Raw genomic sequence first — 12,874 nt, 5'->3', positions numbered from 1 at the left:
TGATGGGCAATAACCTGAAATTTCGTCCGGACGGCGCCGCCGTCGGTCTGATGGCATTGCTGCTGGCGGTGGTGCTGGTCTTCAGCCTGCTGATGCCGGGGCGCTTCTTCAGCGGCGCCACCTTCACCAGCGTGGCGTTCCAGCTGCCGGAACTGGGCCTGTTGACTCTGGCGATGTTCATTCCGATCCTCAGCGGCGGTCTGAACCTGTGCATTATCGCCTGCGCCAACCTGACCAGCCTGCTGATGGCCTGGCTGTTTATCCGCTATCTGCCGGCGGGCGCCGGGCTGGGGATGCAGGCGCTGTGGCTGGCGTTGGCGCTGGTGGCGGCGATGCTGCTGGCCGGGCTTATCGGCGCGGCGACCGGCGCGCTGGTGGCCTACGTCGGCGCGCATCCGATTCTGGTGACGCTGGCCACCATGACCACGGTCAACGGCATCGGCATTTACCTGACGCGCGGTGCGGCGCTGAGCGGCATGCCGGAGATCGTGCGGTTTATCGGCGCCGAGAGCGTGCTGGGCGTGCCGGTGCCGCTCTTGATCTTCCTGACGGTCGCCGCGCTGCTGGCGCTGTTTTTGCAGAAAACCCGCCTCGGCAAGTGTATCTACATGAGCGGCAGCAACATCAACGCTACCCACTTCAGTGGCGTGAATACCCACCGGGTACTGATCGCCATTTACACCCTCTCCAGCCTGCTGTGCGTGATCGCCGGGCTGGTGATGATGGCGCGCTTCAACTCGGCGCGCATGGGCTACGGCGACTCTTACCTGCTGCTGACGGTGCTGGCGATCATTCTGGGGGGCACCGATCCGTTCGGCGGCTTCGGCCGGGTCAGCGGCGTGGTGTTGGCGCTGGTGGTGCTGCAGGTGATCGCCACCGGTTTGAACCTGATGAACGTCAGCCCGCACTTCAGTCTGGCGATGTGGGGCGCGGTGCTGATCGCGGTGCTGGCGCTGAAGTTTTTCCGCCATCGCTATCGGCAGCGGCGGGCGATGCGCCGCAGCGCGGCACAGGCCAGAACCGCGGCGGGCCACTGATCTTTTTTCCCTTTTGCGCAGGATAACGCTAATGAAATACCAGATTTCACCTTCACTGATGTGCATGAACCTGATGGATATTCGGCAGCAATTGGCGGTGCTGAACCGCCGCGCCGATATGTTGCACATCGACATCATGGACGGGCACTACGTTAAAAACATCACGCTGTCGCCGTTCTTTATCGAACAGATCCGGCCGCACACCTCGTTGCTGCTGGACGTGCATCTGATGGTGGAGAACCCGACCGATTTTATCGACCCTATCGCCCGCGCCGGCGCGGATTTTATCTGTCCGCACGCCGAAACCATCAACCGCGACGCGTTCCGGGTAATTAACCAAATCCGCGCGCTGGGCAAAAAAGTGGGGGTGGTGCTGAACCCGGCCACGCCGGTGGAGTTTATCCGCCACTATATTCATCTGCTGGATAAAGTCACCGTGATGACCGTCGATCCGGGCTATGCCGGGCAGCCGTTCATTCCCGAAATGCTGGAAAAGATCCGCCAATTACGCGATCTGAAACGCCAACAGGATCTGAACTATCTGATCGAAATAGATGGATCCTGCAACCAGCGCACCTACCACGATCTGATGGGCGCCGGTGCGGAAGTGTTGATCGTCGGCAGTTCCGGGCTGTTCAACCTCGATCCGGATCTGGAAACGGCGTGGGAAAAGATGCTGGATCAGATGCGGCAAGCGGCCTGAGGCGGGGGATATGATGCGGCATTTTCTTGGCGTTGACGTCGGCGGCACCAATACCCGCCTGCTGTTGATGGATGATGAAGGCGAGTTCAGCGGTTACCGCAAGATAGCGACCGCCGATTGGGCGCAGCAGGCCGATCCGCTGGCGGCGTTGGGCGATCTTATCGCCCGGCATTGCGAGGATCGTCAGGTGGTGCAGGTGATGCTGGGGCTGCCGGGGATCCTCAGCCGCGATCGTTCTCGGGTGTTGTCGTTGCCGTTTATCCCGGCGCTGGATGCCCAGCCGGTGGCGGCGTTATTGAGCGAACGGCTGGCGCTGCCGGTGCGAATGGACAAGGACGTCAACCACCTGTTGTGGTGGGATCTGCAGCAGCTGCCGGCGCTGCCGCAGGTGGCAGTGGGGCTGTATCTGGGCACCGGCATGGGCAACAGCCTGTGGCTGAACGGTGATTTTTACCACGGGGCGCACGGCGCCGCCGGCGAGCTGGGGCACATTCCCTGGCCAGGCCATCAGGGTGAATGCCCGTGCGGCAAACGAGGCTGCGTCGAGAGCCTGACCTCCGGCCACTGGCTGACCGGCTGGGCGCGCGCCAACGCGCCGCAAACGCCGTTCGAGCGGCTGTTCGAATGCCACGGCGATCATCCGGATCTGCGCCGCTTCGTCGATCGATTGGCGCAGACCATCGCCATCGAAATGAACGTGCTCGATCCAGAGCGGCTGATCCTGGGCGGCGGCGTGATCGCCATGAGCGGTTTTCCGTTGGCGCAGCTGGAGCAAGAGATCCGCCGCCATTTGCGCGGGCCGCAGCCGGCACAGGGGCTGACGATCTCCGTCAGCCGCCTCAGCGATGAAACCGGCAGCAAAGGCGCCTGTCTGGCCGCCCGGCGCCACCTCCAATTGAGCAGGGAGTATCAGCAATGAAAGGCAAAGTTTGCGTGTTCGGTTCGTTCAACCTGGATATCGTCGCCGGCATGGCGCGCTTTCCGCAGCCCGGCGAATCGCTGATTGCTCGCAACAGCATGATGGGGGCGGGCGGCAAGGGCGCCAATCAGGCCACCGCCGCGCTGCGCGCCGGGGCGCGGGTGCATTATATCGGCAAGGTGGGGCGCGACGACTTCGGCACCTTCGCCCGGCGTCATCTCGCCGCCGCCGGCTTCGATGCGGTGACGCTGTTCTCGACCGGCGATTGCCCGACCGGCAATGCGCTTATCTACGTTGCCGGCGAGGATGCGGAGAACATGATCGCCGTCGATCCCGGCGCCAATCTGACGGTCAGCGACGATGAGGTGCGCCAGTGCCGGCCGGCGATTGCCGCGGCGGATATTCTGCTGACCCAGTTGGAGAACAACCTGCCGGCGATCGAGCAGGTGATCGCTATCGCCCGTGAGGCGCGGACGTTCATCATTCTTAACCCGGCGCCGTTTCAGCCGGTGCCGGACAGCCTGCTGGCGCAGGTCGATCTGCTGACGCCCAACGCCACCGAATGCACGTTGCTGACCGGCGTGCCGGTGCGGGATGAGGCTTCAGCGCGGCAGGCGGCACAGGTGCTGCACGCCAAGGGCATTCGCTTGCTGATCGTGACGCTGGGCACGCAGGGGGCGTTGTTCTCGGACGGGGAGCGCAGCGAGCTGATCCCGGCGTTTCCGGCGCAGCCGAAAGACACTACCGGCGCGGGCGATGCGTTTAACGGCGCCCTGGCGGCGCAGTTGGCGAATCAGGTGCCGTTAGCCGAGGCGGTGCGCTTCGCCGCCGCCTATGCGGCGGTCTGCGTGGAGCGAGCGGGAGCGGCGGTGTCGATGCCGAGCTATGACGAGGCGCTGGCGCGCCAACGGGCGTGCGCGTGACGGCGACGGGCTGCGGCGCAGAGGCGGCAGCCCGGTCCCCTTACTTCAACCAGCCTTTGCGCTGCGCATCCCGAAGATGTTGCTCCATGTGGTGCCACAGCTCGGGGTGCACGTCAGCGATCGATGCATTGCGCGCCAGCACCTGCTCCAGGCTGATGCCGTTTTCTACCCAGCTCTGGCCTTCGTTGTGCAGGTTCATCAGCATCGGCATGGTGCGATCCAGCAGTAAGGCAAAGCGCGCATCGGCGCTTTCGCCGTCTTCATATTCCTGCCATAAAGCGGTGAAATACTCGCGCTGAGCCTCCGGCAACATGCCGAACAGACGGCGCGCCGCCGCCACTTCCTGATCGTGGATCGCCGCGCGGGCCGCCAGATCGTAGACCAGCACGTCGCCGGCGTCGATTTCCACGATGTCATGCAGCAGCGCCATCTGGATCACGCGCTGAATGTCTACGTCATCACCGGCGTAGGGGGCCAGACTCATGGCGGCGATGGCGAAATGCCAGCTGTGTTCGGCGGAGTTTTCCTGGCGCTGGGTGCCCAGTACCTTGGTGCGGCGTTGTACGCCTTTCAACTTATCGATTTCCATCAGGAACTGGATGACCTGGGTCATTGAACCGAAATCTAACGCGGGTACAGCGGATGACATGGTGTAAACCTCAAGGTGGGTGGGTTGAAGCCTGACGATTGTAGACCAGCGGGCGGGGGATTTCGATGGTTACACGCGTTCACATTTTTATTTTAGCGTACACGTGTACACTGGAATTATTCTCAGTTAAGCTGCTTTGCGTTAATTTCGCACAAAGCAGGGCATTTTGAGGGGTTGCGCGTTATGGGGAAAACGGACGTAGTGAAAACCGGGGCCGATAAGATCGTCGCCGCGGCTTATCCGTGGGCGGAAGAGATCGCCAACAGCATCAGCCACGGCATCGGGCTGGTGTTCGGTATTGTCGGCCTGGTGTTGCTGCTGGTGCAGGCGGTGAATACCGGCGCCGATGCGACGGCCATCACCAGTTATAGCCTGTATGGCGGCAGCATGATCCTGCTGTTTCTCGCTTCTACGCTGTACCATGCGATTCCGCATCAAAAGGCCAAGCATTGGCTGAAAAAATTTGACCACTGCGCCATTTATCTCCTGATTGCCGGCACTTACACCCCGTTCTTGCTGGTAGGGCTGGATTCGCCGCTGGCGAAGGGCCTGATGGCGGTAATCTGGGGGTTGGCGCTGCTTGGCGTACTGTTCAAGCTGGCCTTCGCCCACCGTTTTGAAGCGTTGTCGCTGGTGACCTACCTGACGATGGGCTGGCTGTCGCTGATCGTGATTTATCAGCTGGTTACGCGGCTGGAGGCCGGCGGCGTCACGCTGCTGGCGATCGGCGGAGTGGTCTACACCCTGGGCGTGATTTTCTACGCCTCCAAGCGCATTCGCTTTGGCCACGCCATCTGGCACGGCTTCGTGCTCGGCGGCAGCGCCTGCCACTTCATGGCGATCTACCTGTACGTCTAAGCGTTGCCGCTACATCTGAATGCGTATTGAACAGGCGCCTCTTTTGTTTTAAAAAAGAGGCGCTTGCTTCTTTCGGGTATCCAGCAAGCCCGTTCTTTCATTTCTGAGCCCGCATACTCTTTCTCTAACCTGTTCAGGACTCATTACGATGATCGTTCGCTTATCCAAAGCGCTGCTGGTCTGCGCTATCGCCTTGTTTGCTTCGCTGGTGGCCTTCGGTAACCTCACCGACTACGGCTCCAATTTCGCCTTCGTGCGCCACGTCTTTATGATGGACACTCTTTTCCCCGACGCCACTATCGGCTACCGCTCGATACAGACGCCGTGGCTGCATCACGCCGGCTATATTTTCATCATTGCGCTGGAGAGTCTGACCGCGCTGCTGTGTTGGATTGGCGGCCTGCGCCTGCTGGGCGGCCTGAAACTGCCTGCCAAAGCTTTCAACGGCCGAAAACAATGGGCGGTAGCGGGCCTGACGCTGGGCTTCCTTACCTGGCAGGTCGGTTTTATGTCGATTGGGGGGGAGTGGTTCGGCATGTGGATGTCGCAGCAATGGAACGGCGTGCCGAGCGCGTTTCGCTTCTTCGTCACCATCATCCTGGTGCTGATCTACCTGGTGCAGCGCGATGGGGAGTTGGACGAGTAGTTAAGACGGCCGCAGGCAGGGCACCTGCGGCCGGCGGGTTATTTCTCTTCGGCCAGCGAGTAGGGCAACGGTTTGATCGCCAGCTGGCTGGCGGCATCGTCGCGTACCCGCAGCTTGCTGTCGGCATCCAGATCGTTGTTCATCACCACCTGCACCCACAGCGTGCCGTCGGCCAACTGACTCGACGCCAGTACGGTGCCGGTGCGGCGCCAGTTTTCCCCCAGCTGCAGCTCCAGATCTTCCGCCGCCTGCGGGGCGCGGGCGGCTTTACCTTCCAGCCAGTAGAGCGCACGCTTATTGGCGCCGCGGAACTTGGCGCGCGCCACCATCTCCTGACCGGTATAGCAGCCCTTGCTGAAGCTGATGCCTTCCAGCGCCTGGAGGTTGGTGGCCTGTGGGATCAGCTGCGCGCTGTTGGCGGCGTCGATAACCGGATAACCGGCCTCGATCTCCAGCGCCAGCCACTGGCCGCTGTCATTCAGCTCCGCCTGATCGTGCAGTTTGCCGATCAGCTGTTCGGCAACGGCGGGGCGAGTCACCAGCAGAAAACGCTCCGCCGGCGCATTGAAGTGCAGCAGCGTGGTCTCGCCCTCCTGCACCACCGGGTGCTCGGCGCTCGGCAGCGTGGCGAACAGGCCCGCCAGCGCGGCGCGCGCCTGGAAACCGGCGACGCCCAGCAACACCGCGTCATTGTCGGCGGCGATGGTGACTTTGGAGAACACCGCATATTTTTTGATTTCAGCCAGCTGGCTGTCCAGCACGCTGCGGCGCTCCAGATAGGCGAAGCCTTCGCCACGGCGGAACAGACGCAGGTTGCTCCACATTTTGCCCTTGGCGTCGCAGTGGGCGCACAGCACGTGTTGATCGGCCGCCAGCGCGTCGATGTCCGCCGTCACCTGGCCCTGAAGATATTTCACCGTGTCCGGCCCGTTCAGCGTCACCAGCGCCCAATCTTCCAGCGAGATCAGCGTCAGGGGAAGATGGGTGGAAGCGGAGGGCTGACGGGGTGGGAATGGAATGTTATGCGCCATAGTAAGTTCCTGCTCAACGTTTAGCTTACCTGAAGGGTATTGAACCCATGGTAAAAGAGGCGGCGGGCTTTGCAAACTGTTATTCGCGCCGCGGTGCCGGGGGGCGCTTTTTTTGGCATTTTGCGCTTTATTGCGTTTTCCACCTCCAAGCGGCTTCCCGGCGTGTATGTCAAATTGTTACTCTATAGGCTTGCGGCCAGGGCGCCCTTGCAGACAGATCCCCCGGCTGATGGAATTATATTGCGACGGCGTTGCCATACAGTGTGTCATTTGAACCCTGCGCTGGCGCTGCCGCGCTGAAAAGAGGTGAGTCATAACAACATGGATATTAACAACAAAGCACGTATTCACTGGGCTTGCCGCCGTGGCATGCGCGAGCTGGACATCTCCATCATGCCGTTCTTCGAATACGAATACGACAGCCTGAATGACGCGGACAAGGCGTTGTTCATCCGCCTGCTGGAGTGCGACGATCCCGATTTGTTCAACTGGCTGATGAATCATGGCGCGCCGCAGGACAGCGAGCTGCAAAGAATGGTGACCCTGATCCAAACGCGAAATAAAGACCGTGGCCCAGTGGCGATGTGATATCCGCATTTCCTGGCGCACCCAGCTGTTTTCCCTGTTGACCCACGGGGTTCTGATCCTGCTGATCCTGATTTCGCCCTGGCCGGAAGGCTTTGGCCCGCTCTGGCTGGTGCTGCTGACGCTGGTGGTGTTTCAGTGCATTCGCAGCCAGAAGCGCATCGCGGCGGTGCAGGGTGAACTGCGGCTGCTGGCCGACCGGCGCTTCAGCTGGCACGGCCGCGAATGGCAGCTGGCGAAAAAACCCTGGATGCCGGGCTACGGCATGCTGTTGACGCTGCAGCCGATGGAGGGCAAAAAGCGCCGCCGGCTGTGGCTGGCTTCCGACTGCATGGGTAAGGAGGAGTGGCGCCATCTGCGGCAGCTGTTGCTGTATCCTCCGGCGGGTGACGGCGAGGAGCACTGATGAAACCCGTACTCTGGTTGGTGGAAGATGAACCCAGCATTGCCGATACGCTGGTTTACACGCTGGAGAGCGAAGGCTTCGAGGTGCGCTGGTTCGAACGCGCAGAGCCGGCGTTGCAGGCGCTGGCGCAGGGCGCGCCCGCGCTCGCTATCCTCGATGTCGGTTTGCCGGATATCAACGGCTTTGAATTGTGCCGCCGCCTGCTGGCTCAGGCGGCCGATCTGCCGATTCTGTTTCTTACCGCCCGCAGTGATGAAGTGGATCGCCTGATCGGGCTGGAGATCGGTGCCGATGACTATGTTGCCAAACCGTTCTCCCCTCGCGAGGTCAGCGCCCGGGTGCGTACCATTTTGCGCCGCCTGCATAAGCAGCAGCGCCTGCACCAGAGTGCGCTCTACCATTTCGGCGCTTTCGTCCTCGACGAAGACGCCGCCATCATCTGCTATCACCAGCGGCCGCTGCCGCTGACCCGTTACGAATACCTGCTGCTGAAAACTCTGCTGTTGGCACCCGGACGGGTGTTCTCGCGGCAGCAACTGATGGAAAGCGTCTGGGCGCAGGCGGAAGAAAGCCTGGATCGCACCGTCGATACCCACATCAAAACGCTGCGTGCCAAGCTGCGTGCGGTTGAGCCGGGTGAACCGCCGATCCACACCCACCGGGGATTGGGCTACAGCGTGAGCCGCCAGCCATGAAAATTGGCCTGCGTCTGCTGCTGGGATATTTTCTGATCGTGGCGGTGGCCGGGTATTTCGTGCTGAGCATTTTCGTCCAGGAAGTTAAGCCCGGCGTGCGGCGCGCTACCGAAGGCACGCTGGTGGACACCGCCAACCTGCTGGCGCAGATCGCCCGTCAGGACATGCAGCGCGGCGATGCGGCGCATGGCCAACTGGCGCAGGCGTTTATGCAGCTGAATCAGCGGCCGATCGGCGCCAACATTTCCGGCATCCGCAAGGATCGCAGTGAATACCACGTCTATCTTACCGATGCGCGGGGCAGGGTCATCTTCGATTCCGCCGGTCGCGCGCTGGGGCAGGATTATTCGCGCTGGAATGACGTTTATCGAACGCTGCGCGGCCAGTACGGCGCCCGCAGCACCCGCAGCGATCCGCAGGATGAAAACAGTTCGGTGATGTATGTGGCCGCGCCGGTGATAGAACAAGGGCGCATTATCGGTGTGCTCACCGTGGGCAAACCCAACAGCACCATGGCGCCGGTGATCAAACGCAGCGAACGGCGCATTCTGTGGGCCGGCGCATTGCTGCTGGGGATCGCGTTGCTGATCGGGGCGGTATTTGTGTGGTGGATCAACCGCTCGATAGGCCGGCTGGTGCGCTATGCAGACGGGGTGGCGCAGGGGGAAAACGCGCCGCTGCCCAAAGTGGGCGGCAAGGAGCTGACGCAACTGGCGCAGGCGTTGGAGAGCATGCGCCTTAAGCTGGAAGGCAAAGCTTATATCGAACAGTATGCGCATACCCTGACGCATGAGTTGAAAAGCCCGTTGGCGGCGATCAGGGGCGCGGCGGAGCTGTTGCAGGAACTGCCGCCGCCGGAAACCGCCCGGCGTTTTCTCACCAACATCGAGCAGCAAAGCGCGCGTATCCAGCAGCTGGTGGATAAACTGCTGGTGCAGGCGCGGCTGGAGAGCCGGCCTGAAATGGAGACGGCGCCCATAGCTATCGCGGCGTTGATCGACCAGGCGGTGGCGGGCAAAGAGGCGCAGGCGACGCAGCGCGGCGTCAGGTTGCAACTGGAGACGTTGGCGGAGGTGACGCTGAACGGCGATGCGTTGCTGATCAGCCAGGCGCTGACCAACCTGTTGGACAACGCGATCGACTTTACCCCGACGGGCGGTTGCGTCAGCGTGCGAGGCGAACGGCGGGAACAGCATTACTGCATTAGCGTCTGCGACGACGGCAGCGGCATTCCTGACTATGCGCTCGATAAGGTGTTCGAGCGTTTTTATTCGCTGCCGCGCGCCGAACGCCCGAAAAGCAGCGGGCTGGGCCTGAACTTCGTGCAGGAAGTCGCCCGTCTGCATCATGGCGGTATTCACCTGCACAACCGCCGGCCGCACGGGGTAGAAGCGACGTTCATGTTATCGCTGTGACTTCACCTTCCCTTCACATAACCACATTCTGATTTCACCTGCGGGTTTTATCGTGACCTCATTACCTACAAGGAGTGAACATGATGAAATCGGTACTTTTCTGGAAAATAACCACGTTGCTGGGATTGATGTTGGTGATGTTGATTCCCATCGCCCAGCTGATGAGCGTGATCGACGAACGCAGCGGCTATCGGCAAAGCGTGGTCGGGCAGGTGAGCGACAGCACCAGCGGGGCACAGCGCGTGCTCGGCCCGTTGATTGTCATTCCTTATGTCGAACGAGAAGAGAAGAAAGACGAGAAAGGGCAAACGGTGGTGCAGCGGGTGCAGCATTACCGCTATTTGTTGCCGGAGTCGCTTCAGGTGCAGGGGGCGCCGAATGTGGAGGTGCGCAAACTGGGCATTTATCAGACGCAGGTTTACCAAGGGCCGCTGAACTTCAAGGTGCGTTTCGGTCAGCCGGAGCTGACGGATTTGCAACGTGCCAACGTGACCGTCGGCCAGCCGTTCTTATTGGTAGCGCTGAGCGACTCTCGCGGCATCAAGAGCATTTCTCCGCTGGCAACACCGCAGCCGGTGGCCTTTGAGCCGGGCACCGGTGTGGGATCGTTGCGCCAGGGGATCCACGCACCGCTGACGCTGGCGGCGCTGCAACAAAAAGAGGGACTGAACGCCGATTTCACCCTGACGCTGGCGGGCACCAGCAGCCTGTCGCTGGTGCCGCTGGGGCGCAGCAGCGAACTGCAGTTGCAAAGCAACTGGCCGCATCCGAATTTCCTCGGCAACTTCCTGCCGGACGAACGCAAGGTGACGGAGCAGGGGTTTAGCGCTCGCTGGCGCAGCACCTGGTTTGCCAACAACATCAACAGTGCGTTCTATTACGATGATGGCATTATCGACGAGGATAAGCTGCCGGCCTTCAGCGCCAGCCTGGTCGAACCGGTCGATCACTATCAACTGACCGAGCGCGCAGTCAAATACGCGCTGCTGTTTATCGGGCTGACGTTTATGGCGTTCTTCCTGTTCGAAACCCTGACCGGGCTGCGAGTGCACCCGATTCAATATCTGTTGGTCGGTGCGGCGCTGGTGCTGTTCTACCTGATTCTGCTGGCCTTTTCCGAACACCTGGGGTTTGCTCTCGCTTACCTGGCGGCCAGCATCGCCTGCAGCGGGCTGATCGCCTTCTATCTGAGCGCCGTACTGCGCGGCAAGTTGCGCGGTGCGCTGTTCGCCGCGAGCTTATTGTTGTTGTACGGCGTGCTCTATTTGCTATTGCAGTCGGAGGACAATGCGTTGGTGCTGGGGGCAGGGCTGCTGTTTGCCATTCTGGCGGGCATCATGCTGTTGACGCGCAAGTTGGACTGGTATCAGGTGGCCGATCCGGCGCGTCTGACAAAGGAAATGCCTGCCAGCGAAGAAGAACCACGTTTCCGGCTGTGGAAATAAGCGGGGAAATCGGGCGCGTTAAGCGCCCGATAGCGGTTACAGCAGCGGCTCCATTTCCAACAGGATCTGTTCGCACCATTGCTGCAGGCGCTCTTCGCTCAGATCGTATTGGTTGACCTCATCGAGCGCCAGGCCGACGAAGTGTTTGCCGTCGGCGCTCAGCGGTTTGGGGCTGGTGAACTCGAAGCCCTCAGTCGGCCAGAAGCCGATGAACTGTACGCCCAGCGGCGCGATGTGATCGTGCAGCATGCCCAGCGCGTCGAGGAACCACTCACCGTAACCGAGCTGATCGCCCATGCCGTACATGGCGACGATCTTGCCTTTCAGATCCAGCGCCGGCAGCTGCGGCCAGATCGCTTCCCAATCTTCCTGCAACTCGCCGAAATCCCAGGTTGGGATGCCGAGGATCAGAATGGAATACTCCTCCATCAGCTTGGGCGAGACGTCTTTCAGGTTGTGCAGGTCGACCAGGTCCTCACCCAGAATCTCACGGATTTTTTCCGCCGCCATCTCGGTGTAGCAGGTGCTGGAGCCGTAAAACAGACCAATCTTCATGTGTAAACCGTTACGTTGCTGTTTAGAGAATTGCAGCGAGTATACCTGATTTGCGCCGGCTTAAGGCATAATGGCGCGGGTGGAAATGCAACAAAGAGAGGACCGCGTGCAACAGCAAGACAATGCGCTGATTGAACAATTCCTGGATGCGCTGTGGCTTGAGCGCAATCTGGCGGAAAATACGCTGGCCTCTTACCGGCTGGATTTACAGGCCCTGGGCGCCTGGCTTGGCCAGCAAAACACCACCTTGCTGCAGGCGCAGGCGTTGGATCTGCAGGCGTTTCTCGCCGAGCGGGTGGACGGCGGCTACAAGGCCACCAGTTCCGCGCGCTTGCTGAGCGCCATGCGTCGCCTGTTTCAGTATCTGTACCGCGAAAAACTGCGTGCCGACGATCCCACTGCGCAGCTGGCTTCCCCCAAGCTGCCGCAGCGTTTGCCGAAGGATCTGAGCGAGGCGCAGGTCGATGCGCTGCTGCAGGCACCCTGCGTCGATCAGCCGCTGGAGCTGCGCGACAAGGCGATGCTCGAAGTGCTGTACGCCACCGGGCTGCGAGTCTCCGAACTGGTGGGGCTGAGCATCAGCGACGTCAGCCTGCGCCAGGGCGTGGTGCGGGTGATCGGTAAGGGCAACAAGGAGCGGCTGGTGCCGCTGGGCGAAGAGGCGGTTTACTGGATCGAAAATTATCTGGAACATGGCCGCCCTTGGCTGGTCAACGGCCAGACGCTGGATGTGCTGTTCCCCAGCACCCGCTGCCAGCAAATGACCCGACAGACGTTCTGGCATCGCATCAAACACTATGCGATCCTTGCAGGCATCGACAGCGAGCGTCTGTCGCCGCACGTGCTGCGGCACGCGTTCGCCACCCATTTGCTGAACCATGGGGCCGATCTCCGTGTCGTACAGATGTTGTTAGGGCACAGCGATCTCTCGACCACGCAAATTTATACTCATGTAGCGACCGAACGACTGAAACAGCTACATCAACAGCATCACCCGCGCGCCTGAG

15 protein-coding genes are annotated in these 12,874 nt (G+C 61.1%); 12 read left to right on the top strand and 3 right to left on the bottom strand.

All coding sequences use genetic code 11. The features are described from left to right. Positions 1-2 precede the first annotated feature (2 nt). Genes AAIE04_RS22170 through rbsK form a run of 4 tightly spaced genes read left to right on the top strand, consistent with a single transcriptional unit; the run spans position 3 to position 3,582 of the window. On the top strand, positions 3-1,037 hold the full coding sequence (locus tag AAIE04_RS22170) for an ABC transporter permease (RefSeq protein ID WP_498577693.1): 1,035 nt from the start codon (positions 3-5) through the stop codon (positions 1,035-1,037). Between the two features lie 31 nt (positions 1,038-1,068). Then, positions 1,069-1,740, top strand: coding sequence for a D-allulose 6-phosphate 3-epimerase (gene alsE / locus AAIE04_RS22165; protein ID WP_498577692.1), 672 nt, complete (start codon positions 1,069-1,071; stop codon positions 1,738-1,740). Positions 1,741-1,750: 10 nt separating this feature from the next. After that, positions 1,751-2,659, top strand: coding sequence for an allose kinase (gene alsK / locus AAIE04_RS22160; RefSeq protein ID WP_197668312.1), 909 nt, complete (start codon positions 1,751-1,753; stop codon positions 2,657-2,659). Next, on the top strand, positions 2,656-3,582 hold the full coding sequence (rbsK, locus tag AAIE04_RS22155; protein WP_498577691.1) for a ribokinase: 927 nt from the start codon (positions 2,656-2,658) through the stop codon (positions 3,580-3,582). The genes alsK and rbsK overlap by 4 nt, the downstream gene beginning before the upstream one ends. Positions 3,583-3,622: 40 nt before the next feature. On the opposite strand, the gene AAIE04_RS22150 is transcribed toward rbsK, so the two are convergent. After that, a complete protein-coding gene (locus AAIE04_RS22150) occupies positions 3,623-4,231 on the bottom strand; it encodes an HD domain-containing protein (protein WP_025304127.1) in 609 nt (202 codons plus the stop codon). Between the two features lie 183 nt (positions 4,232-4,414). On the opposite strand from AAIE04_RS22150, the gene trhA reads away from it, so the two are divergent. Further along, positions 4,415-5,089: a PAQR family membrane homeostasis protein TrhA gene (trhA, locus tag AAIE04_RS22145; RefSeq protein WP_019455655.1), complete on the top strand. Its 675-nt coding sequence runs from the start codon at positions 4,415-4,417 to the stop codon at positions 5,087-5,089. A gap of 148 nt (positions 5,090-5,237) precedes the next feature. Then, on the top strand, positions 5,238-5,735 hold the full coding sequence (locus tag AAIE04_RS22140; protein WP_435981769.1) for a DUF2165 family protein: 498 nt from the start codon (positions 5,238-5,240) through the stop codon (positions 5,733-5,735). Between the two features lie 38 nt (positions 5,736-5,773). Here the strand turns inward: AAIE04_RS22140 and ygfZ are convergent, their stop codons facing one another. After that, on the bottom strand, positions 5,774-6,766 hold the full coding sequence (gene ygfZ, locus AAIE04_RS22135) for a tRNA-modifying protein YgfZ (protein ID WP_154747448.1): 993 nt from the start codon (positions 6,764-6,766) through the stop codon (positions 5,774-5,776). Between the two features lie 321 nt (positions 6,767-7,087). On the opposite strand from ygfZ, the gene sdhE reads away from it, so the two are divergent. The 5 genes from sdhE to creD all read left to right on the top strand — a co-directional run bounded on the left by sdhE (position 7,088) and on the right by creD (position 11,312). After that, on the top strand, positions 7,088-7,354 hold the full coding sequence (gene sdhE, locus AAIE04_RS22130; protein ID WP_019455657.1) for an FAD assembly factor SdhE: 267 nt from the start codon (positions 7,088-7,090) through the stop codon (positions 7,352-7,354). Then, on the top strand, positions 7,335-7,757 hold the full coding sequence (locus AAIE04_RS22125) for a protein YgfX (protein WP_019455658.1): 423 nt from the start codon (positions 7,335-7,337) through the stop codon (positions 7,755-7,757). Before sdhE ends, AAIE04_RS22125 begins: the two co-directional genes overlap by 20 nt. Continuing rightward, positions 7,757-8,452, top strand: coding sequence for a two-component system response regulator CreB (gene creB / locus AAIE04_RS22120; protein WP_498057492.1), 696 nt, complete (start codon positions 7,757-7,759; stop codon positions 8,450-8,452). The genes AAIE04_RS22125 and creB overlap by 1 nt, the downstream gene beginning before the upstream one ends. Next, positions 8,449-9,867 (top strand): two-component system sensor histidine kinase CreC, encoded by a 1,419-nt coding sequence (creC, locus tag AAIE04_RS22115; protein WP_498577690.1) that lies wholly within the window; start codon positions 8,449-8,451, stop codon positions 9,865-9,867. Before creB ends, creC begins: the two co-directional genes overlap by 4 nt. An 80-nt stretch (positions 9,868-9,947) precedes the next feature. Further along, entirely contained in the window at positions 9,948-11,312 is a 1,365-nt protein-coding gene (gene creD, locus AAIE04_RS22110) for a cell envelope integrity protein CreD (protein ID WP_498057494.1), read from the top strand. 36 nt (positions 11,313-11,348) lie between these two features. On the opposite strand, the gene fldB is transcribed toward creD, so the two are convergent. After that, on the bottom strand, positions 11,349-11,867 hold the full coding sequence (fldB, locus tag AAIE04_RS22105; protein ID WP_019455662.1) for a flavodoxin FldB: 519 nt from the start codon (positions 11,865-11,867) through the stop codon (positions 11,349-11,351). Positions 11,868-11,952: 85 nt separating this feature from the next. Between fldB and xerD the strand changes: the two genes are divergently transcribed. Further along, on the top strand, positions 11,953-12,873 hold the full coding sequence (xerD, locus tag AAIE04_RS22100) for a site-specific tyrosine recombinase XerD (RefSeq protein WP_154747450.1): 921 nt from the start codon (positions 11,953-11,955) through the stop codon (positions 12,871-12,873). Position 12,874: the final 1 nt, after the last annotated feature.

The organism is Serratia sp. Ae19-1 (assembly GCF_059801225.1).
This window is presented reverse-complemented; position numbering and strand designations above follow the sequence as displayed.

Coding starts and splice junctions, on each gene's coding strand:
- trhA (WP_019455655.1), top strand. CDS start 4,415: ATGGGGAAAACGGACGTAGTGAAAACCGGGGCCGATAAGATCGTCGCC.
- AAIE04_RS22140 (WP_435981769.1), top strand. CDS start 5,238: ATGATCGTTCGCTTATCCAAAGCGCTGCTGGTCTGCGCTATCGCCTTG.
- rbsK (WP_498577691.1), top strand. CDS start 2,656: ATGAAAGGCAAAGTTTGCGTGTTCGGTTCGTTCAACCTGGATATCGTC.
- creC (WP_498577690.1), top strand. CDS start 8,449: ATGAAAATTGGCCTGCGTCTGCTGCTGGGATATTTTCTGATCGTGGCG.
- creB (WP_498057492.1), top strand. CDS start 7,757: ATGAAACCCGTACTCTGGTTGGTGGAAGATGAACCCAGCATTGCCGAT.
- sdhE (WP_019455657.1), top strand. CDS start 7,088: ATGGATATTAACAACAAAGCACGTATTCACTGGGCTTGCCGCCGTGGC.
- creD (WP_498057494.1), top strand. CDS start 9,948: ATGATGAAATCGGTACTTTTCTGGAAAATAACCACGTTGCTGGGATTG.
- fldB (WP_019455662.1), bottom strand. CDS start 11,867: ATGAAGATTGGTCTGTTTTACGGCTCCAGCACCTGCTACACCGAGATG.
- xerD (WP_154747450.1), top strand. CDS start 11,953: ATGCAACAAAGAGAGGACCGCGTGCAACAGCAAGACAATGCGCTGATT.
- AAIE04_RS22150 (WP_025304127.1), bottom strand. CDS start 4,231: ATGTCATCCGCTGTACCCGCGTTAGATTTCGGTTCAATGACCCAGGTC.
- alsE (WP_498577692.1), top strand. CDS start 1,069: ATGAAATACCAGATTTCACCTTCACTGATGTGCATGAACCTGATGGAT.
- alsK (WP_197668312.1), top strand. CDS start 1,751: ATGATGCGGCATTTTCTTGGCGTTGACGTCGGCGGCACCAATACCCGC.
- AAIE04_RS22170 (WP_498577693.1), top strand. CDS start 3: ATGGGCAATAACCTGAAATTTCGTCCGGACGGCGCCGCCGTCGGTCTG.
- ygfZ (WP_154747448.1), bottom strand. CDS start 6,766: ATGGCGCATAACATTCCATTCCCACCCCGTCAGCCCTCCGCTTCCACC.